The sequence below is a fragment of the Aeromonas allosaccharophila genome (assembly GCF_000819685.1).
Classification (GTDB): Bacteria; Pseudomonadota; Gammaproteobacteria; order Enterobacterales; family Aeromonadaceae; genus Aeromonas; species Aeromonas allosaccharophila.
The window spans coordinates 93,117-112,087 of the sequence record NZ_CDBR01000091.1; the positions used below are offsets into that span (position 1 = coordinate 93,117).

An 18,971-nucleotide genomic window follows, 5' to 3' on the forward strand; every position below is an offset into this window, starting at 1 on the left:
TTTCTGGCGACTGGCGTTCACCGCGTGGCTGTTCAGGCCCACACCTTTGTTTATCTCCCATCGCCCCCTATACTGGCCCGCTGTTGTCTCTTCGGTCTGGATCTTCTCATGCCCCTTGCCTTTCTGTTTCCCTTTTCCTGCATTGCCATCTGGGCTGGCAATGGCATCGTCAGCAAACTGGCGGTTGGTGTTTTGTCTCCCGCAGCCTTGGCCTGGTCGCGCTGGGTGGTGGCTGCGCTGGTATTAAGCCCGTTTCTGGCCCGTCGGGTATGGCGTGCGCGTGCCCGCATTCGTGCCGGTTTTTGGCAGATCGCCATGCTGGCCTTGCTGGGCATGGTGCTCAACCAGACTTTTGGGTACTACGCGGCGCAAACGCTGGGAGCCACCGAGATGGGGTTGATGATGGGACTGACGCCGCTGCTGACCGTGCTGTTCAGCATCTGGCTGCTGCGCGAGCGGCCCACCTGGGGCGCCGTGCTGGGGGCGCTGCTTTCCATCCTTGGCTTGTCTATCTTGCTGGGGCAGGGGGATCCGACCCGGCTGTTTACCCAAGGCATTCATATCGGCTCTGTCTATATGCTGATTTCGGCGGGCACTTATGCCCTTTACAGTGTGCTGCTCAAGAAGTGGGATCTTGGGCTCGACAACTGGTCGCTGCTCTATGGTCAGGTGATCTGCAGTGTGGTGATCCTGACCCCCTTCTTTTTGCTGATGGATGGCCAGTGGCCTGATGGGCGGGCCCTGTGGCTGATCCTCTATGCCGGTATCCCCACTTCGGCGCTCTCGCCCTGGCTCTGGATGCAGGGTATCGCCCTGCTCGGTGCCAACCGTACCGCCATCTTTATGAACCTGCTGCCGGTGATGACGGCTGGCCTTGCCATCACCCTGCTGGGTGAGCGGTTGACCAGCTATCACCTGATCGGGGGCGGTCTGACCCTGCTGGGTGTCTTGCTGGCACAGCTGCTGGTGCGTCCGGTGGTGATGGGTCGCCGCCGGGTAGTGCTGGCTCCTTGCCCCGAAGAGTAATCTTGCGTGAAAGCGTAGAGGGGCCAAGTGGCCTGCTTGGCCTTCAATGAAAAGCGCCTGCAGCAATGCAGGCGCTTTTTCATGTTGTTTGTTTTTTCAGGGATTTTACTGAGTAATGATGGCAATGGCTTTGTCGTTGCAGCCATGTCCAACAATGGGCCAAATTTTAACTTAGTGATTGAGATAGATATCCTGCTCTGCATAGGCCAGCAGCGGCGTGCTGGGGTTAGCGCGTTTCGCGCCAAAGAAGCGGGTCAGTACACCGGATTGTTGCCCCAGACGCTGCAGCTTGACGTGATCCAGCTCGATCTGCTCGGGTAGCCAGGTAAACACAGCGGCGCAGTGACCATTGCCCAGGCTGCGTTCCAGGGTTTGCTGCCAGTTCTTGATTTTGGGGCTGTGCACTACCAGCACTCTGTTGGGATCGATGCCTCGCTCTTCCAGGTGGCTTGCTGTGGGGCGTCCCGGCGGGGCGATCAACAAGATCCAGCCGGTATGAGAGTCACCTAACTTGCTCAGCTCGCTGAGAAACTGATCCTCAGCCTGGATAGTCACACCATAATGAGCCGACTCTGCCTTGCAGGCGGTTCTGGTTGGCCAGGGGTTGCTCATGGCACGATTCATCGCAAAGGACAGTGAGTGCAGGGGCTGGTTCATATACGGTTTCCTGTATGAATATCCAAGCTGTATGCGCATACAGTAGTTCTATCCTGAGGCAGTGACAAGGTGTTTTTGCTGAAAAATGTGATGGTGTTGGCATGCACCCTTAATAACATTATGTTTTTAAACGTTATTTAATATAAAACCAGCTGGGTGTTTTTCGTACTATGGACAAACCTTGTGTAACCGCTCATGGTTATACAGGTCATTTAAAGGAGGTGCCGCCATGGATATCAGTACCTTGCAGCGTCTGGATGCCAACATCTTGTTGGGCATCATCAATGAGAAGCTAAGGCTTGAGTGTGACGGGCTGGAGGAGCTGCTGGCCTATTACGATATGAGTGAAGAGCAGTTGGCAGGGCGTCTGGATCAGATTGGGTACCATTACGATCCATTGAGCAATCAGTTCAAGGCACATCGCTGAGGGTGCAATGATTGCTTCATATTTATACGGTAATTTTTCAGGCGCGTTGAAACCGGTTTCAACGCGCTGTCTTGTTGCCTATTTTCAGGGATTTTCAAGGCTTGGCAATCTCTGAAAACCTATTCATGTCATATTATTTTTATTTATCCATTAACGTGCTGATAAAAAAGGGAATTTTTGTTTTTCTGTAATCAGTTAAAGGAAAGGGTTTTCAAGCTTTTCAGGCTGTTTTTATCGGTTAAAGTGTGACTTGCGTTAACTTTTAATTCTGCCGCTTTAGTTAGTATTCTCACGCCGGTACATATTTTGAGATAACAACAGCGCCGGTCCCGCAAGCGGGATAACAATTTTATTTGTAACGAAGGAATATGGTTTATGGCTACCAAGAAGAAGACAGACCAGGATCTCCAACTGGATAAAGATCAGCTCAAGGCGAGTATCGTGCGTCACCTGCGTTCTACCTTGGGAACAAGCGAACAGAAAGCCTCTCCCGAAGCGTGGTGGAAAGCCACTGCTGCGGCCGTCAATGAACAGGTGTACGAGCGCCTGACCCGCACTCAGCAGACTCACTTCAAGAAAGATACTCGTGCGATTCACTATCTCTCTGCTGAATTCCTGATGGGACGATTGACCTCCAACAACCTGCACAACCTCTCCCTCTACAAGACTTGCGAAGAGGCACTGAGCGAACTCGGTCTGGAACTGACCGATCTGTGCGAACAAGAGCCGGACATGGCACTCGGCAACGGCGGCCTGGGTCGTCTGGCTGCCTGCTTTATTGACTCGCTGGCCACCCTGAACTATCCGGCGGTTGGTTACGGTATCCATTACGAACACGGTCTGTTCCGTCAGGAGATCCAGGATGGCCGCCAGATCGAGCGTCCGGACTCCTGGCGAGAATATGGCAACCCCTGGGAGATCTGCCGTCCCGAGTCGGTGCAAGAAGTGCCGCTCTACGGCTACGTCGAGACTGTGTTTGGTGACAATGGCGGCCTGAAGAAGGTATGGCACGCCGGTCGCAAGATCAAAGGGGTGCCTTGGGATATTCCGGTGGTCGGTTTTGGTGGCCACACCGTCAACATCTTGCGTCTGTGGGAATCCCGTGCCTCCGAGTTTTTCGATTGGGACGTGTTCAACGCCGGTGGTTACATCGACTCCCAGGCTGAAAAAGCCCAGGCCGAGACCATCTCCAAGGTGCTCTATCCGAACGATGAGACCGATGCAGGTAAAGAGCTGCGGCTGATCCAGCAGTACTTCTTCTGTGCTTGCTCCATCAAGGACATCATGCGCCGCTACAAGCGGGTCCATGGTGCCGATTTCAGCAACTTTGCCGCGCAAATTGCCATTCAGCTCAACGATACTCACCCGACTGTCGCCATCCCCGAATTGATGCGGGTGCTGGTGGACGAGGAAGATCTGAACTGGGATGCCGCCTGGGCCATCTGCTATCACGTCTTCTCCTACACCAACCACACCCTGCTGCCGGAAGCGCTGGAGAAGTGGTCGGTCAGTCTGTTCGAGAAAGTGCTGCCTCGCCATCTGGAAGTGATTTACGAGATCAACGCCCGCTTCCTGAGCGAGCTGGTCGAGCCCAAGTGGCCGGGCAACGATGCCATCAAGGCCAAGCTCTCCATCATCGAAGAGGGAGATGTACGCAAGGTTCGCATGGGTAATCTGTGCGTGATCGGCTCGTCCAAAGTGAACGGTGTGGCCGAAATCCACTCCAAGCTGGTGAAGGAAGATCTCTTCCCCGAGTATGCCGAGCTGTGGCCGGAAAAAATGTGCAACGTGACCAACGGGGTGACCCCGCGTCGCTGGCTGCTGGCGTGCAACCCGGAACTGGCTGGCCTCTACAACGAAGTGGTGGGCAAGGAGTGGCCGCTGCAACTGGACAAGCTGCGTGGCGTGGTGAAATTTGCCGACGACAAGGCGTTCCAGCAGCAGTTCATGACCATCAAGCGTCACAACAAAGAGAAGCTGGTCAAGGTCATCAAGGACGAAACCGGTATCGATGTCAGTGCCGAGGCGATCTTTGACGTTCAGATTAAGCGTCTGCACGAGTACAAGCGTCAGCAGCTGAACCTCATTCACATCATGGCGCTCTATCGTCGTCTGCTGGCCAACCCGGACTATGACATGCACCCGCGCGTGTTCATCTTCGGCTCCAAAGCGGCGCCTGGTTACAAGCTGGCCAAAGATATCATCTATGCCATCAACAAGCTGGCGGATCGGGTCAATAACGACGCCCGTATCCAGGGCAAGCTGAAAGTGGTGTTCATGCCGAACTACCGCGTGAGCCTGGCCGAGAAGCTGATCCCGGCGGCCGATGTCTCCGAGCAGATCTCCACTGCTGGCTACGAAGCCTCAGGTACCGGCAACATGAAGATGGCGCTCAACGGTGCGATCACCATCGGGACGCTGGACGGCGCCAACATCGAGATCGCTGAAGAGGCGGGTGCGGAAAACTGTGCCATCTTCGGTCTGAACGTGGACGAGGTGAAGTCGTTGAAGGCGCGCGGTTACAACCCGTACGACTTCTACTATGCCAACTCCGAGCTCAAAGCCGTGCTGGACTGGTTTGATACCGACTACTTCACGCCGGGTCGCCCGGGTGAGCTGGCCTCCATCAAGCGCTCCTTGCTGGAAGGGGGAGACCCTTACCTGACCCTGGCGGACTTCCAGTCCTACTCGGATGCACACAAGCTGATCGATACCTGGTATCGGGATCCGGCGCTGTGGGCGAAGAAGGCCATCATCAACTCGGCCACCATGGGCAAGTTCAACTCCGACCGCTCCATTCAGGACTATGTGGATCGGATCTGGGCGCTGAAGCCCTGCAACATCGGCTAATCAGATGCAGAAATGAAAAAACCCCCGCAAAAATGCGGGGGTTTTTGTTTATTGGGGGGAGGTAGATCAGAGGATGTCGCCAACGAAGTAAGCCAGCAGGGCGAGCAACACGGTGAAGACCACGTTGAGGGCCATACCGGCTTTCATCATCTCCTTCTGGCGGATGTGGCCGCTGGCGAAGACGATGGCATTGGGTGGGGTAGCGACCGGCAGCATAAAGGCGCAGGAGGCACCGATAGCGATCAACACCGCCATCACGATGGGGGAGACACCCAGCGCCTCTGCCACACCGGCGAACAGCGGGATCAGCAGGGCTGCGGTGGCGGTGTTGGAGACCAGCTCGGTCAAAAACACCACGAACGCTGCCAGCATCAACAGGATCACGAAGATATTGGCGTGGGAGAGCACGGCCGACAGATGGCTGGCCAGGAAGGCGCTGGTACCGGTGGCTTTGAGAATGGCACTCAGGGTCAGGCCGCCGCCAAACAGCATCAACACGCCCCAGTCGGTGTTCTGGTTGACATCATCCCAGCTGGCAACGCGGCTGACCACGATGGCCACAATGGCGCCCATGGCAATCAGAGTGTCGAGTTGCGGGATGCCGCCAAAGGCGTTGGAGATAGGCTGTGAGCCGATCCACAGCACAACAGTGGTCAGGAAGATTGCCAGCGTCACTTTACGTTCGCGGGTCCAGTTGATGGTGACATCCTGGATCTCGACGCGATGGTTGAGCTGTGGACGGGTCACCAGATAGAGCAGGGCAATGCCGCAGGGCATCAGGATCAGCACCACCGGAATACCGAACTTCATCCAGTCGGTGAAGCCGATCCCCATCTGGGCGGCAGCGATGGCGTTGGGTGGGCTGCCCACCAGGGTACCGATGCCGCCGATGCTGGCGCTATAGGCGATCCCCAGCAGAACGAACACGAAGGTAGTGCGATCTTTTTTGCTATCGAGGCGAGCCAGCATACCGATCGCCAGTGGCAGCATCATGGCGGTAGTGGCGGTGTTGCTGATCCACATTGACATGGCGGCGGTGATGGTAAAGAGCAGGATGATGCCCCAACCCAGATGGCCATTGGCCAGGTGCATCACCTTGCCTGCCATCAGGGTATCCAGTCCCTGCTTGGAGAGGGCGGCCGCGAGGGCGAAACCGCCGAAAAAGAGGAACAGGATCGGGTTGGCGAAGTCGGTGAGGGATTTGCTCATGTCAAACACCCCGAGCACGGTGGCCAGCAGGGGCACCAGCAGGGCAGTGATGGTGACGTGCAGCGCTTCGGTCAGCCAGAGAATGGCGATAAAGACCAGAATGCCCAGCCCCTTGTTGACCATGGGATCAAACGGGAGCCAGGCGAGCATGGCACAAAGTAGCAGGACATCCAGGATGACGATCCCTGATTTGATGTCCAGCCAGCGAGATGGAGCAGAGGGTACAGCCGATGTGTGCATAATGTTCTCTCGGTTAATTTATGGTTGTTTTTGTGTTGCCGAGATTACATCTATTCACTTGTTTGAAACAGGCTCACATGTTGAAAATCAGCCTCGACTCACACAAGCATTGATAAAAATGAGGAAATGAACACATAAATAAAACATGTCTGAAATATAAATCAAACATCCATGAACTGCTCCAGCCACTGCTTGAACATGCTCTTGGGCAAGGAACCATTAATCTGGTTCACCAGTTTGCCCTGTTTGAAGACCATCAAGGTGGGGATGCTGCGAATGGCATAACGGGCGGCAATGGTGCTCTGCTGCTCGGTATCGACTTTGACAAAGCGCATTCTAGGTTCGAGCTCATGGGCAACATCATGAAATACCGGAGCAAACTGCTGGCAGGGGCCGCACCAGCTGGCCCAGAAATCGACCACGACCGGGATATCGGAGTTGATCAGGGTATCGAAGTTATCCGCCTTCCCGAGGCAAGGGGGCTGGCTGAACAGGGGGGCCTTGCAGTGCCCGCACTTGGCGGATGTATCGATATGGGTAATGGGCAGGCGGTTCCTGGTAAAGCAGTGGCTACAATAAGTAGTGACAAATGACATAATTGGTTCCTTCTCGATCTGCGCTGGCCGGAGATATGATGAGGGGCCAGAATGACGCAATAGCGAAACAACAGCGAAATATCAGAGCAATAACGGTAACACAGTGACCGGCGGGAGTGGATAATTCCCCCCCAAGGTTCATTGCCCAACCGGATAATTCAGCGACTACCAGATGAGAGTCGAGACGGGATGAAAAAAGGATCACGGAAAAACCGTGCTGTACCAGGGCTGATCGTTGCCCTGCTGCTCGCCTTTTCGGGCTACTGCTGGCAGTCGCTCAGTCAGCAGCAACAGGCCCACGACCTGAACGAAGCGGCCGAGGTGGTGCTGAACCGGATCAACGCCGATACGGTCTATCTGCTCGGGCGGGAGCAGGCCAACGACAGCAATGTTCAGCAGCGCCTGAACCAGTTATCCATCACCCTTGACGGTTTTGTGCGCAAGGTACGCAGCGATCCCGATCTGGCGCAAGACGAGTTGTCTCAGGCGCTGCTTGAGGATATGGATACCTATCTGATGGCGCTGGCCAAGCTCCATGCCATGGAGATGGCCATCGAGTATATCAATGCGCCCCTGCAGACCCAGATTAAAAAGGTGCGCGAGATAAGCCCGTCAGACAGTGCGTTGCATCGCGATGTCGAGGAGCTGGCGCAGCTGAGCAACTATCTGCAGCGCAGTTGGGACAAACGTGAGCAGACTACGCTGGCCCAGTTGCAGCAGCAGATGGTATCCCGTTACGGCCACCTGCCGGAAATCGCTACCCTGATCCGCCTGAGCAAGGACATGAGCCAACAGGTGGTCGCCTATCACGCCTTGCGTTACCAGCTGATCGACATGCATGTGATCGAGAGCTTGGTGCGCTGGAAAATCGACAAGCTGGAGCGCGCCTCCTCGCTGATGAACCGCTTCTATTTGATGGCGCTGTGCGGGGCCTTGATCTGCTTCGCGCTGGTGGCCTTCACCCTGTGGCGCCGCAATCAGAAGCTGAGCGAATTGTCGCGCCAGACCGGCTTGCTGGCCCAGGCCAAGAGCGATTTTCTGGCCAACATGAGCCACGAGATCCGCACCCCCATGAACGCAATCATCGGCTTCAGCTCGCTGGCACTGCAGACCGAACTGGATCAGCAACAACGGGACTATCTGGGCAAGATCAAATCCTCATCCGATACCTTGCTGCTGCTTATCAACGATATCCTCGATTTGACCAAGGTGGAGTCCGGCAAGCTGACGCTGGAGGAGATCGATTTCGATCTCAGCGAGCAGCTCGATTCGCTGGCGGGGATGTTTGCCGATCTGGCGGAGCGCAAACATGTGGAGGTGATCATTCGCAAGTCGCCTGAGGTGCCGGTCTTCTTGCGCGGGGATCCCCTGCGACTGGGGCAGGTGCTGGTCAATCTGGTGAACAACGCCATCAAGTTTACCGAGCGCGGTGAAGTCGAAGTTTCCATCGAGCTGGCCAATCCCCATCCAATGCGGATCCGCTTCAGCGTGCGCGATACCGGCATCGGCATTGCCGAAGAGAAGCAGAGCCAGCTGTTTCAGGCGTTTACCCAACTGGAGGCAGGCAATACCCGCAAATATGGCGGCTCGGGTCTGGGTCTCAATATCTCCCAACGGCTGGTCGAACTGATGGGGGGGAGGATCATTGTCCAGAGCAAGCCCGGTGTGGGCTCCCTGTTCCAGTTCGATATCCCGATGGCGCAGGCGGTCTACGGCGTGGCAGGACGGAAGGTCTTTTTCGAAAACCAGCCGCTGGTGATGGTGATGGATGACAACGAGCTGGTGCTGGATCTGGCCCGGGACATTCTGACTCGCGCGGGCGTGCGGGTGCTGCCGGTCAACTCCCTGTCGCGTGCCCGCCAGCAGCTCCGTGAAGAGGGGCCGAATCTGCGGCTGGCGATCCTTGACTGGCGGATGGGTCAGGAGGATGGGCTCGATCTCGCGCTGGAGATGTATCAGCACAGCCAGTGGCGGCGGATCCCCATCCTGATGATCAGCGCCTGGGCCAGAGAGGGGTTGCACGCCCGGATGGACAGCATGGGGCTGACCCACTTTCTGCCCAAGCCGATGACCGAAAATGCCCTGTTGGCCAAGGTGGATGAGCTGCTCAACGGCAGCGCCTATGAACTCAACCTGCGCAAGGCCGAGGCGCAGGGGGATCAGCAACACTTCAAATCCCTGCTGCAGGGTACCCGAGTGCTGCTGGCGGAAGACAACCGGGTTAACCAGCAGCTGATCATCGAGTATCTGCGGCGGGTCGATGCGGTGGTGTGCGTGGTTAGTAATGGTCGGGAGGCGGTGGAGCGGGTCGCCGAGCAGCCTTTTGACGTGATCCTGATGGATTTGCAGATGCCGGTGCTGGACGGGCTCGATGCTACCCGCCAGATCCGCAAAATGGTCGACAAGCACGATGTGCCCATCATTGCCCTCACCGCCAGCGCCATGCCCGGCGACAAGGATCGCTGTCTGGGAGTGGGGATGAATGGCTATGTGACCAAGCCGGTGAGCAAGCTGGATCTCTACAATAACCTGCTGCAATGGGTGAAGCCGCAAGGGGTTGAGCAGGCGGGGATCATGGAGGTGAAACCGCCGGATATGATGGGGATCCTCGATCTGCAGGATGCCCTCAAGCGGCTGGAGCAGGACAAGGAGGCGCTGCAGATCCTGTTCAAGCTGTTCATGTCGGAGCACAAGGACGATCTGTGGGAGATCCGCTCCGCCCTGCGCCGCCAGCAACCCGAGGTGGCCAGCAAGCTGCTGCATACCCTCAAGGGGGTGTCGGCCAATATCTCGGCGGCCCGCCTGCAGCTGGTGGCTGGCGAGCTGGAGTGGCGCCTGCGGCAAAACGAGGTGCTGAGCGAGACGGATCTGGAGCAGCTGCAACAGGTGTTCAGCCAGACCCGGGAAGAGGTGTCACACTTCTTGTTGACCGGTGAGCAGCATGAAAACTCGTATAATCCCTATTCGTTAGGGGATGATCGCATGTCACAGTGAATTAAATAGTAATTATTCTCAACCATTCCTGTTCGGGATATCATGAGCTTTCGTTCGAATCGCCTCCAGCCGGAGGCGATTGTTTTCATTCTTCTATTGTTCTGTGTGATCTGTCAGATAGCTGCTCCTGGGAGCGGTCACGGGCAGATAGCGCTAAAGGTTGGTGATGTGAGCGTATTTCTACGATTGAGCTGGTTTTTCAAGGAGCAGTGGCCCCGCTATCTGGCCGCCATCGCTTTGCTGCTGATGGTGGCCCTGTTGACCGTTATTCCGCCCAAAGTGGTGGGCTGGGTGGTGGATGGCATCGCCAAGGGCGGTCTCGACAATGGCACTCTGATGCGTTATCTGGCCGGGCTGTTCGGGCTAGGTGTGCTCATCTATCTGCTGCGCTACGTATGGCGGGTGATGCTGTTTGGTGCCTCCTACCGGCTGGCCTATGTAGTGCGCAATCGTCTGTTCAGCCATTTCACCCGGATGAGCCCTGATTTTTATCAGCGTCACCGTACCGGCGATCTGATGGCCCATGCCACCAACGACATTCAGGCGGTGGAGATGACCGCTGGCGAAGGGGTGCTGACGCTGGTTGACTCCATCATGGTCGGGGTATTGGTGCTCTCCATCATGTGCAGCCAGTACTCCTGGCAGTTGACGCTGGTCTCCTTGCTGCCGCTGCCGGTGATGGCCTACTTCATGAACCGCTTCGGCACCCAGATCTACACCCAGTTCAAGGCGGCGCAAGGGGCCTTCTCCAGGCTCAACAACAAGACCCAGGAGGCCCTTTCCGGCGTGCGGGTGCTGAAATCCTATGCGGTTGAATCGCTGGAGGATGAGGGCTTTGCCGAGCTGACCAGACAGGCGGGGGAGCGCAATATGGCGGTGGCTCGCATCGATGCCAAGTTCGATCCGGTCATCTATCTCTGCATCGGTTGCTCCTACTTTCTCGCGGTGGCGGGGGGCAGTGTGCTGGTGCTGCGTGATGAGCTGACCCTGGGTGAGCTCACCAGCTTCACCATGTACCTCGGCCAGCTGATCTGGCCGATGTTTGCCATCGCCTGGCTGTTCAACATCATCGAGCGGGGCAGCGCCGCCTACTCCCGCATCGAGAGCCTGCTGGGGGAGCGCAGTGATATCGAAGAGCCTGCCAATCCGGTGGCGTTTACCTCTGCGTTTCCTTTGCAGATCAAAGAGGTGAGCTATCGACTTGAGCAGCGCACCCTGCTTGCGGATATCGACGTTACCCTCAAGCAAGGGGGCATGCTCGGGGTGGTGGGACGCACCGGGGCAGGCAAGAGCTCCCTGCTCAAGTTGTTGATGCGCCTTGCCAATCCGACTGACGGTTCGATTGCCATGGGGGGCGTACCGATTGAGCAGCTGCCGCTCGGTACTCTGCGCAGCCAGTTTGCCTATGTGCCGCAGGAGCCATTCCTGTTTTCTACCACCATCGCCGCCAATATCGCCCTCGGCAAACCCGATGCGAGCCGCGAGGAGGTCGAGCGGGTGGCGCGCATTGCCTGTGTACACGATGATATCGTGCGTTTCCCCAAGGGTTATGAGACCGAGGTCGGGGAGAAGGGAGTGACCCTCTCCGGTGGCCAGAAACAGCGGCTGGCCATTGCCCGCGCCTTGCTGCTGGAGGCGCCCATTCTGGTGCTCGATGATGCGCTCTCGGCTGTGGATGCCCACACCGAGCAGCAAATTCTGCACGCCCTGAAAGCCCATCGTCGCACCCTGATCCTGGTCAGCCATCGCATGACAGCGGTGGAGCAGGCCGACGAGATCCTGGTGCTGGAGCAGGGGGCCGTCAGCGAGCGGGGTCATCACGGTGCCCTGATGGCGCACAATGGCTGGTATGCCGACATGGTGCGTTACCAGCGTCTCGAAGAAGCGGTGGAGGAGAGCCTGTGAATCCGACCATTAAACGACTGCTCGCCTACTGCGCCCGCTATCCTCGCTGGCTCATTCAGGCGGGGATTTGCCTGCTGCTCGCCACCGGCGCCGAAGTGGCCGGGCCGCTGCTGATCAAACTCTTTATCGATGACTATCTGGCGCCGCGCAATATCGTGCTGCCGAACATTGCCCTGATTGCGGCGGGCTATCTGGGTTTGCAGGTGCTCTCGGCGGCAGGTTTCTATTTGCAATCCCTGCGCTTTAATCGCATCGCCCAGGCGGTGGTGCAAACCTTGCGCGAGCAGGTATTTGCCACCGCCATCCGTTTGCCAGCCCGCTACTTTGACAAGCATCGCTCCGGCTCGCTGATCTCCCGCATCACCAACGACACCGAGGCGATCATGAACCTCTATGTGCAGGTGATCGGCTTGCTGGTGCAAAAAGTGGTGCTGCTGTGCGGCATCCTCATCTCCATGGCGCTGCTGGATCTGCGGCTGATGCTGGTCTGCTCCCTGCTGCTGCCCGCGGTGGGCGGGGTGATGTGGCTCTACCAGAAACTGAGCGTGCCGGTGGTGCGAGCGACCCGCAGCCTGCTCTCCGACATCAACAGCCGTCTCAACGAGTCGCTGCAGGGGATGCCGGTGATCCAGGCCATGGTGCAGGAGCGTCACTTTGCCAACGCCTTTGCCGAGGTAAATCAGCAGCACTGGGCGGCACGGATCAAGAGCCTCAAGATCAACGGCATCTTGCTGCGTCCGCTCATCGATCTCTTCTACATGATGGTGCTGATCGGCCTGTTGGCGCTGTTTGCCCATGAGGGGTTGAGCAGCGCGGGTGCCATTCAGGTGGGGGTGCTCTACGCCTTTATCAGCTATCTGGGACGGATGATCGAGCCGCTCATCGAGATGACCAACCAGCTCAACCAGCTGCAGCAGGCGATGGTGGCGGGGGAGCGGGTCTTTGCCCTGCTCGATGAAACTCGCGAGAGTACCGACGGCGAGATGCTCCCGCTGGAAGGGCGGGTCAGTTTCGAGCGGGTGAGCTTTTCCTACGATGGCGAGCAGCCGGTGCTGCGGGAGGTCAGCTTTGCCGCAAAACCGGGCCAGATGCTGGCGCTGGTGGGCCATACCGGCAGCGGCAAGTCCACCATCATCAGCCTGCTGATGGGCTTCTATCCGCTGGATCAGGGGCAGATCCGTTTCGATGAACACGCACTGGATACCCTGTCGCTGGCAGCGGTACGCCGCACTATCGGGTTGGTGCAGCAAGATCCCTTTATCTTCGTCGGTACTTTGGCGGAGAACCTGCGTCTCGGTCGCGCCGGAATAGACGAAGCGCGGCTCTGGCAGGCGCTGAGCGAGGTGCAGCTGGCCGAGTTTGTGCGCAGCCTGCCACAGGGGATCAACACCCTGATGGAGGAGGGGGGCAAGAACCTCTCCGCCGGTCAGCGGCAACTGCTCTCCTTTGCCCGCGCGCTGGTGGGGGATCCGCGCATCCTCATTCTGGATGAAGCGACGGCGAGCGTGGACTCCCAGACCGAGCTGGCGCTGTCGCAGGCTATTTCAGCTGCGCGTCGTGGTCGCACTACCATCGCCATCGCCCACCGCCTCTCGACCATCGTCGATGCGGACGAGATCCTGCTGCTCTCCCGCGGTCAGGTGAGCGAGCGGGGCAGCCACAGCGAGCTGATGGCCCTCGGCGGTCACTATGCCCAGCTGTTCGAGATGCAGAGTCAGGGGGCCTGGCTGGAAGAGAAGCGCGCCTGAGTGGCACATTTGCTGTTATCAGAGAGATGAACGAGAAGAGGGAACCGGTGCGGTTCCCTCTTTTTTTACGCCGATCAAAAGGTCGTAACCGTGATCCCTGTGCTTGTCGAATGCCACAGATGCAGGCAACATGTTGTTTACATTAACTCATCGGATCAGTTCGCATATGGATTTGCAACGCTTCAAAGCCAATCTGGCGCTTCGGCTGTTTGCCTGGCGCTACATTCCCGTCATCGGGTTTTGTGCCCCGATCATCGAAGAGATGAACGCCAAGGCGCTGCGCATTCGCATTCCCCTTGGCTGGCGTACCCGCAACCATCTGGGCAGCATGTATTTTGGCGCGCTGGCGACCGGCGCCGATCTGGTAGGTGGTCTGCTGGTGATGGAGAAGGGGCGGCAGCGGCGCAAGAAGGTGCACTTCGCCTTCAAGGATGTGCAGGGGGAGTTTTTGAAACGACCGGAGGGGGATGTGCAGTTCGACTGCGCAGCGGGGGAGGAGATCGACGCCATGATCGACGAGTCGCTGGCAAGCGGTCAGCGCATCAATCGCCCCATCCAGGTGGTGGCCACCTGTCCGTCACTGAACGGGGATGAGGCGATGGCGCGTTTTGTGCTGACCCTGTCGATCAAGGCCAGCTAGCGGGTTGCCAGAGCGTGGCTCCCCGAAACGGGTTTAGCCAATCTCCGGGCTGACGCCCTCTTTCACCACGACCTTCATGCCGTTGAAGTTGACCACCTGTTCTGCCACGATCTTGCAGCGCTTGCGGGTTTCGACCTGACCGTCCACCTCGACCAGCCCTTCGGCAACGAGGGCTTTGGCTGCGCCGCCACAATCGGCCCACCCCTGATGTTTGATAAGGTCACACAAGGCAACGAAGGGGTGACCTTCGAGCAGAAACGTCTCCATGGGAAATCCTCTAGATGGATGAATGCCGGATACAGCAGGGCGACTATTTTAGGCAGTTCGCTCAGGCAAAGAAAGGAAGAGGGGCCACTCGCTGCGAAAAAGTGGCCGATTGCCCTTGAGTTGGCGACTTTATAAGACCTGACGTGCAGGTGAGAGGGCCACCCGTGACGTATCGTGACGCACCTCGTCCCCGCGGGTGTGCCCGCACACGCCCCTGACTGTTAGGATCGGGTCACTCTCAATGGCCCAAGGAACTTCCCATGACACTCTCCCGCCTGCTGCTGGCGCGCAGCGCCCTTACCCTGTGCAGCGCCCTTACTCTGTGCGGTGTCGCGCAGGCCAGTACTCCGGTGCAGGTCTCGCTGCCCGGGGTCAATTTGCCCGCGTCCCATCAGGTTGAAGGGGCGCGCGCCTCGCTGCTCTATGGCCGAACCGGTCAGGTGAAGGGCATTGATTTGCCGATCTTCGCCCTCTCCGATGTGGATCGGTTCAGCGGCCTGCAGCTCGGGATCTTCCTCGGTGCCGGTCGGGTGCGCCACCAGTTTGGCGGGGTCGCCATCAACGCCATTAACTGGCACGAAGGGCAGGATACCGGCGTCAATCTGGGGCTGGTCAACTTGACCAATAACGTGCAGGGGCTCAACTGGGGGGCGGTCAATATCGCCAAAGGCAATGCGCTTGCCAACGTCGGCTTCGTCAACTATGCCGAGCGTACCACCTTCCAGATTGGCTTTATCAATGCCACCCAGCACCTCGATGGCTTGCAGATCGGGCTGGCCAACTACGCCGCCAACGGCGTGTTCCCTATTTTGCCGCTGGTGAACTTCCAAAAATCGTTCTGACCTAGCGGTTCGCTTTGCGTTAAGGGCCTCTGCTGATTACCCTGTGCCTCTTGCAACGTGTGGCAGGCGAAAAGAGGTAATTGATGACGGCAGGGCAGATGAGTGCAATCGGGATCGGCTGGGATGTGCGTGGCTGGCAGGGCAGCGCCCAGGCGGTGGCCGTGGTGGGTTGGCAGGCCGGTTCCAACCGCTTGCACTGGCTCGGGGTGTCGCCGCTGTTTCGCCTGAGCTCGCGGGTGGCGCCGGATCTGGCCGCTCTGCTGCGTCCGGCCCTGCAAAACGAGCTTACCCTGATGCAGGTAGAAGCCTGCCCGCAACTGGCGCTCGGTATCGATGCACCGCTCGCCTTTCCCCGCGCCGTGCGGGATCTGCTCAACGGCCAACCACACAGCTGCGCCGTGCCCGAGCGGGAGATAGACAACCCCTACGCCTATCGTGACTGCGAGCGCTGGCTGTATCAGCAATATGGCAAGAAGCCGCTCTCAGCCACCTTCGATCGGCTCGGCAACAACGCCACCCTGGCGCTCTCCATGCTGCCGCAGCTCTCGGATCTGCAGCTGGTGCCCAAGGGTCAGGAGCAGGCCAGCCGCGCCGTGCTGGAGGTCTATCCGGCATTGGCCAAAGTCGGTGGCAAGGCCTCCCCGGCACGACCCGAGCTGGCGGCCTTGCTGCCCGAGGATCTGCTGGTCGGCACCGATCGCTACGATGCGGCGCTCTGCGCCCTGATGGCGCTGCAATATGCCGCTGGTGGCAAGGTGACTGTGTTGCCCGAGTTGGTTCAGCCACCTGGTGACATGCCCCGTGATGAGGGATGGGTCTATCACTTTGCCCGTCATGCTGTTGAGCACAACGGCATGTGACGACGGGAACGCGGCGCATCATGGCGCCGCTCACCCTGTCGACGCTGGCGAAATGGCGCAAAAAACCTGTCTTTAGTCAGGAAATTGCCTGTTCATCCCGTGACAAGGTGGCGCATCGTTATCTTCATCCGATATATTGCCCACCTTGCTGATCCTTTGCTGTGGTATTCCCGATGAAATCCGTTCTCTCTATTCAGTCCCACGTGGTCTTTGGTTGTGCCGGCAACAGCGCGGCTGTCTTCCCCATGCGCCGCCTTGGTATGGATGTATGGCCCATCAACACGGTGCAGTTTTCCAATCATACCCAATATGCCCAGGGGTGGCAGGGGATGGCGATGCCGGCGGGTCATATCAGCGCGCTGGTGAAAGGATTGGGCAATATCGAGGCGTTGAGCGGCTGTGACGCCGTGCTGAGTGGCTATCTCGGCTCCGCCGAGCAGGGTGACGAGATCCTGACCGTGGTCAACGCAGTCAAAGCGGCCAACCCCGATGCTATCTATTTCTGCGACCCCGTGATGGGTCACCCGGAGAAGGGGTGTATCGTCGCCCCCGGCGTCACCCGTTTCCTGACCGAGCAGGCGCTGCCGGTGGCCGACATGATGGCCCCCAATCTGCTGGAGCTGGAGACCCTCTGCGACACTCATCTGGCGGATTTGGATCAAACCCGCGCCGCTGCCCATCAACTGCTGGCTCGCGGCGTCAAGCTGGTGCTGGTCAAGCATCTCGGTCGTGCGGCGCAGGACTCCAGCCGTTTTGAGATGCTGCTGGCGACCCCGCAAGGGGATTACCTGATTGCCCGTCCGCTCTACGACTTTGCCCGTCAGCCGGTAGGTGTGGGCGATCTTATCAGCGCCCTGATGCTGGCCAATTTGCTGGCCGGTCACGATGCGGTCAGCGCGTTCGAGCGCACCAACGCCTCGGTGGATGCGGTGCTGCAGGAGACCTGGCGCCAGCAGGCTTACGAGTTGCAGCTGATCGCTGCGCAAGATGCCTTTGCCTTGCCGGAAGTTCAGGCACGAGCGGTGCAACTGCCCTGAGTTGTGCAACTTGTGATGCAAAGAGGTGAGCCATTGGCTCACCTCTTTTGTTTGTATTGCTCCAAGTTATGGGGTTAGCGGATCAACCCCTGCTCAACCAGCCAGGCAAACAGCAGATGGGAGACGGGGGAGAGCTCATCGAGGTGAGTGCTGTCGAGCCAACGCAGCTCGGCGATTTCGGCCGAGGCGACCGGGGTACCGCTCGCGTCGCCGGTGTAGCAGCGCAGCCGCACTTCGACCCCTGCCGGTTTGCCATCGGCCTGGGCGCTGAACTCGCAGGCAAAGCGCAGGGTATCGGGTTGCAGGGTGACGGCCAGCTCCTCTTCAATCTCGCGGATAAGGGCCGCCTCGTCGCTCTCGCCCGGTTCCCGCTTGCCGCCGGGGATGTAGTAGATCGCCTTGCCGTGGGAGCGGGCGCAGAGCAGTTGCTGATCTTTAAAGGTGAGCCAGGCGAGTTTGTCGATCATCCGTTTTCTCTCCAATGGGGTTGCCGTGATGAGCCGGGCGCACTCAAGCGCGCCGCTGCTTTTCATGCCGGCAGCCTAACAAAGATGAAGTTGAGTCCCAAGGGGAAAGAGGGGAGAGGCTGGAAACGCACTGTTTCCAGCGCGGTGACCGCGTAGCTGAATGAGTGCGCAAGGACTGTCTCGCCACAGCCTTCTCGTCCCTAAAAAAGTGGACTGGCGCACACCACGATAGGGCCGGACTGGGCGAAGGCGTGGCCCTTGTGGTTTAATCTTGCCACTTTAGCGGTAGTGGGCGACGAGCCTGCTACCTTGCGTGGGCAAGATGCAGGTGAGCAAGATGCAAGTAACAGCAGAGAGCAAATTTATCGGACTCGGGGTGGCGGGCAATTTCGCTGGCCATCTGGAGCAGGCGGGTGAAGCGTCGGATTTCGTAGCAGTCGTGGTGCGCGACACCACTGCGCCCAAGGCACTGTTCCCCTTCTTCGTGCCGGGTCACCCGGGCCAGCTCGGGGTGTTCCCCTTAAGCGACAAGGCGATCTTCCTGCCGGAGGCGGCGGTCAGCGGTGACGAGAAGGTGCAGATCGAGCCGGAAGTGGCGCTCTGGTGCGAGCTGGAGTATGCCGGCAAGCAGGTGGTGGCGATCCATCCCCGTGCCTTTGGCGCCTATAACGACTGCTCCATCCGTCGTCCCAACGCCAAGAAGATCAGCGAGAAAAAGAATTGGGGCGAAGAGAGCAAGGGGTTGGCGGCCAACCTGCTGCCGCTATCCGGTTTTGCCGCCGGTTGCGAGCTTGATGACTATCGCATCGCCTGCTATCTGGAGCGCGATGGCGAGCTGCACGCCTACGGGGTAGACAGCGCTGCCATCGATTACAGCTACTTCCACGGTCAGCTGCTCGACTGGGCCATCGACAAGTTCAACCATCAGCAGGACGAGGGGCCGGCGGAGCATATCCAGGGGCTGCTGGCACAGGCGGGGCATCCTCCCCATGCGTTGATCAGTATTGGTGCCACCCGCTATACCCCGTTTGGCGAGACCCACTTCCTCAAGCCTGGCGACACCTCCTGTGTGGTGGTATATCCGGGCAGCCGTTATAACGAAGCGGATATCCGTGAAGCGATCCGCAGCCGCAGTTTTGGCGCCGATGTGTCTGTGCTGCTGCAGGCGGTGCAGGCTCGTTAATCACCTTTGCCAGCGGGAAGGTG

General features: G+C 58.6%; 16 protein-coding genes. 11 read left to right on the forward strand and 5 right to left on the reverse strand.

Translation table 11 applies throughout. The features are described 5' to 3' along the window. The first annotated feature begins 108 nt into the window (after positions 1–108). Complete coding sequence (locus BN1115_RS15910; RefSeq protein ID WP_042657921.1) at positions 109–1,026, forward strand: DMT family transporter; 918 nt, start codon at positions 109–111, stop codon at positions 1,024–1,026. A 171-nt stretch (positions 1,027–1,197) separates the two neighbouring features. Here BN1115_RS15910 and BN1115_RS15915 read toward each other — a convergent pair whose 3' ends face one another. After that, the gene (locus tag BN1115_RS15915; RefSeq protein ID WP_042657922.1) at positions 1,198–1,683 is read right to left on the reverse strand and encodes a cell division inhibitor; all 486 of its coding nucleotides are present in this window, start codon (positions 1,681–1,683) and stop codon (positions 1,198–1,200) included. A gap of 229 nt (positions 1,684–1,912) precedes the next feature. Here BN1115_RS15915 and BN1115_RS15920 point away from each other — a divergent pair, with 229 nt between their 5' ends. Further along, on the forward strand, positions 1,913–2,110 hold the full coding sequence (locus BN1115_RS15920) for a DUF4250 domain-containing protein (protein ID WP_042062288.1): 198 nt from the start codon (positions 1,913–1,915) through the stop codon (positions 2,108–2,110). A 375-nt stretch (positions 2,111–2,485) separates the two neighbouring features. Beyond that, positions 2,486–4,960 carry a glycogen/starch/alpha-glucan phosphorylase gene (locus tag BN1115_RS15925; RefSeq protein ID WP_042657923.1) on the forward strand — a complete coding sequence of 825 codons (2,475 nt, stop codon included), beginning with the start codon at positions 2,486–2,488 and terminating at the stop codon, positions 4,958–4,960. A gap of 66 nt (positions 4,961–5,026) precedes the next feature. Here the strand turns inward: BN1115_RS15925 and BN1115_RS15930 are convergent, their stop codons facing one another. Together BN1115_RS15930 and trxC are read right to left on the reverse strand one after the other, a co-directional pair. Continuing rightward, positions 5,027–6,409: an SLC13 family permease gene (locus BN1115_RS15930; protein WP_042063238.1), complete on the reverse strand. Its 1,383-nt coding sequence runs from the start codon at positions 6,407–6,409 to the stop codon at positions 5,027–5,029. A 161-nt stretch (positions 6,410–6,570) separates the two neighbouring features. After that, positions 6,571–7,005: a thioredoxin TrxC gene (gene trxC / locus BN1115_RS15935; protein WP_042657924.1), complete on the reverse strand. Its 435-nt coding sequence runs from the start codon at positions 7,003–7,005 to the stop codon at positions 6,571–6,573. Between the two features lie 189 nt (positions 7,006–7,194). Here trxC and BN1115_RS15940 point away from each other — a divergent pair, with 189 nt between their 5' ends. The 4 genes from BN1115_RS15940 (at position 7,195) to BN1115_RS15955 (ending at position 14,292) form a co-directional block, all read left to right on the forward strand. Continuing rightward, positions 7,195–9,999 carry a hybrid sensor histidine kinase/response regulator gene (locus tag BN1115_RS15940; RefSeq protein ID WP_042657925.1) on the forward strand — a complete coding sequence of 935 codons (2,805 nt, stop codon included), beginning with the start codon at positions 7,195–7,197 and terminating at the stop codon, positions 9,997–9,999. Between the two features lie 168 nt (positions 10,000–10,167). Continuing rightward, positions 10,168–11,904 carry an ABC transporter transmembrane domain-containing protein gene (locus BN1115_RS15945; protein ID WP_042657926.1) on the forward strand — a complete coding sequence of 579 codons (1,737 nt, stop codon included), beginning with the start codon at positions 10,168–10,170 and terminating at the stop codon, positions 11,902–11,904. Further along, positions 11,901–13,652, forward strand: coding sequence for an ABC transporter transmembrane domain-containing protein (locus BN1115_RS15950; protein WP_042657927.1), 1,752 nt, complete (start codon positions 11,901–11,903; stop codon positions 13,650–13,652). Before BN1115_RS15945 ends, BN1115_RS15950 begins: the two co-directional genes overlap by 4 nt. Before the next feature lie 166 nt (positions 13,653–13,818). Further along, the gene (locus tag BN1115_RS15955; RefSeq protein ID WP_019446113.1) at positions 13,819–14,292 is read left to right on the forward strand and encodes a DUF4442 domain-containing protein; all 474 of its coding nucleotides are present in this window, start codon (positions 13,819–13,821) and stop codon (positions 14,290–14,292) included. Between the two features lie 33 nt (positions 14,293–14,325). Here the strand turns inward: BN1115_RS15955 and ybcJ are convergent, their stop codons facing one another. Further along, positions 14,326–14,559, reverse strand: a complete 234-nt coding sequence (gene ybcJ, locus BN1115_RS15960; protein ID WP_005361116.1) for a ribosome-associated protein YbcJ — start codon at positions 14,557–14,559, stop codon at positions 14,326–14,328. A gap of 260 nt (positions 14,560–14,819) precedes the next feature. On the opposite strand from ybcJ, the gene BN1115_RS15965 reads away from it, so the two are divergent. The 3 genes from BN1115_RS15965 (at position 14,820) to pdxY (ending at position 17,298) form a co-directional block, all read left to right on the forward strand. Continuing rightward, positions 14,820–15,401, forward strand: coding sequence for a VC2662 family protein (locus tag BN1115_RS15965; RefSeq protein ID WP_042657928.1), 582 nt, complete (start codon positions 14,820–14,822; stop codon positions 15,399–15,401). Positions 15,402–15,484: 83 nt separating this feature from the next. Beyond that, on the forward strand, positions 15,485–16,261 hold the full coding sequence (locus BN1115_RS15970) for a DUF429 domain-containing protein (RefSeq protein ID WP_042657929.1): 777 nt from the start codon (positions 15,485–15,487) through the stop codon (positions 16,259–16,261). Between the two features lie 173 nt (positions 16,262–16,434). After that, positions 16,435–17,298: a pyridoxal kinase PdxY gene (gene pdxY / locus BN1115_RS15975; protein WP_042657930.1), complete on the forward strand. Its 864-nt coding sequence runs from the start codon at positions 16,435–16,437 to the stop codon at positions 17,296–17,298. A gap of 74 nt (positions 17,299–17,372) precedes the next feature. On the opposite strand, the gene BN1115_RS15980 is transcribed toward pdxY, so the two are convergent. Next, positions 17,373–17,765, reverse strand: coding sequence for an NUDIX hydrolase (locus BN1115_RS15980; RefSeq protein WP_042657931.1), 393 nt, complete (start codon positions 17,763–17,765; stop codon positions 17,373–17,375). A gap of 337 nt (positions 17,766–18,102) precedes the next feature. On the opposite strand from BN1115_RS15980, the gene BN1115_RS15985 reads away from it, so the two are divergent. Continuing rightward, the gene (locus tag BN1115_RS15985) at positions 18,103–18,948 is read left to right on the forward strand and encodes a DUF5718 family protein (RefSeq protein WP_042657945.1); all 846 of its coding nucleotides are present in this window, start codon (positions 18,103–18,105) and stop codon (positions 18,946–18,948) included. Positions 18,949–18,971 lie beyond the last annotated feature (23 nt).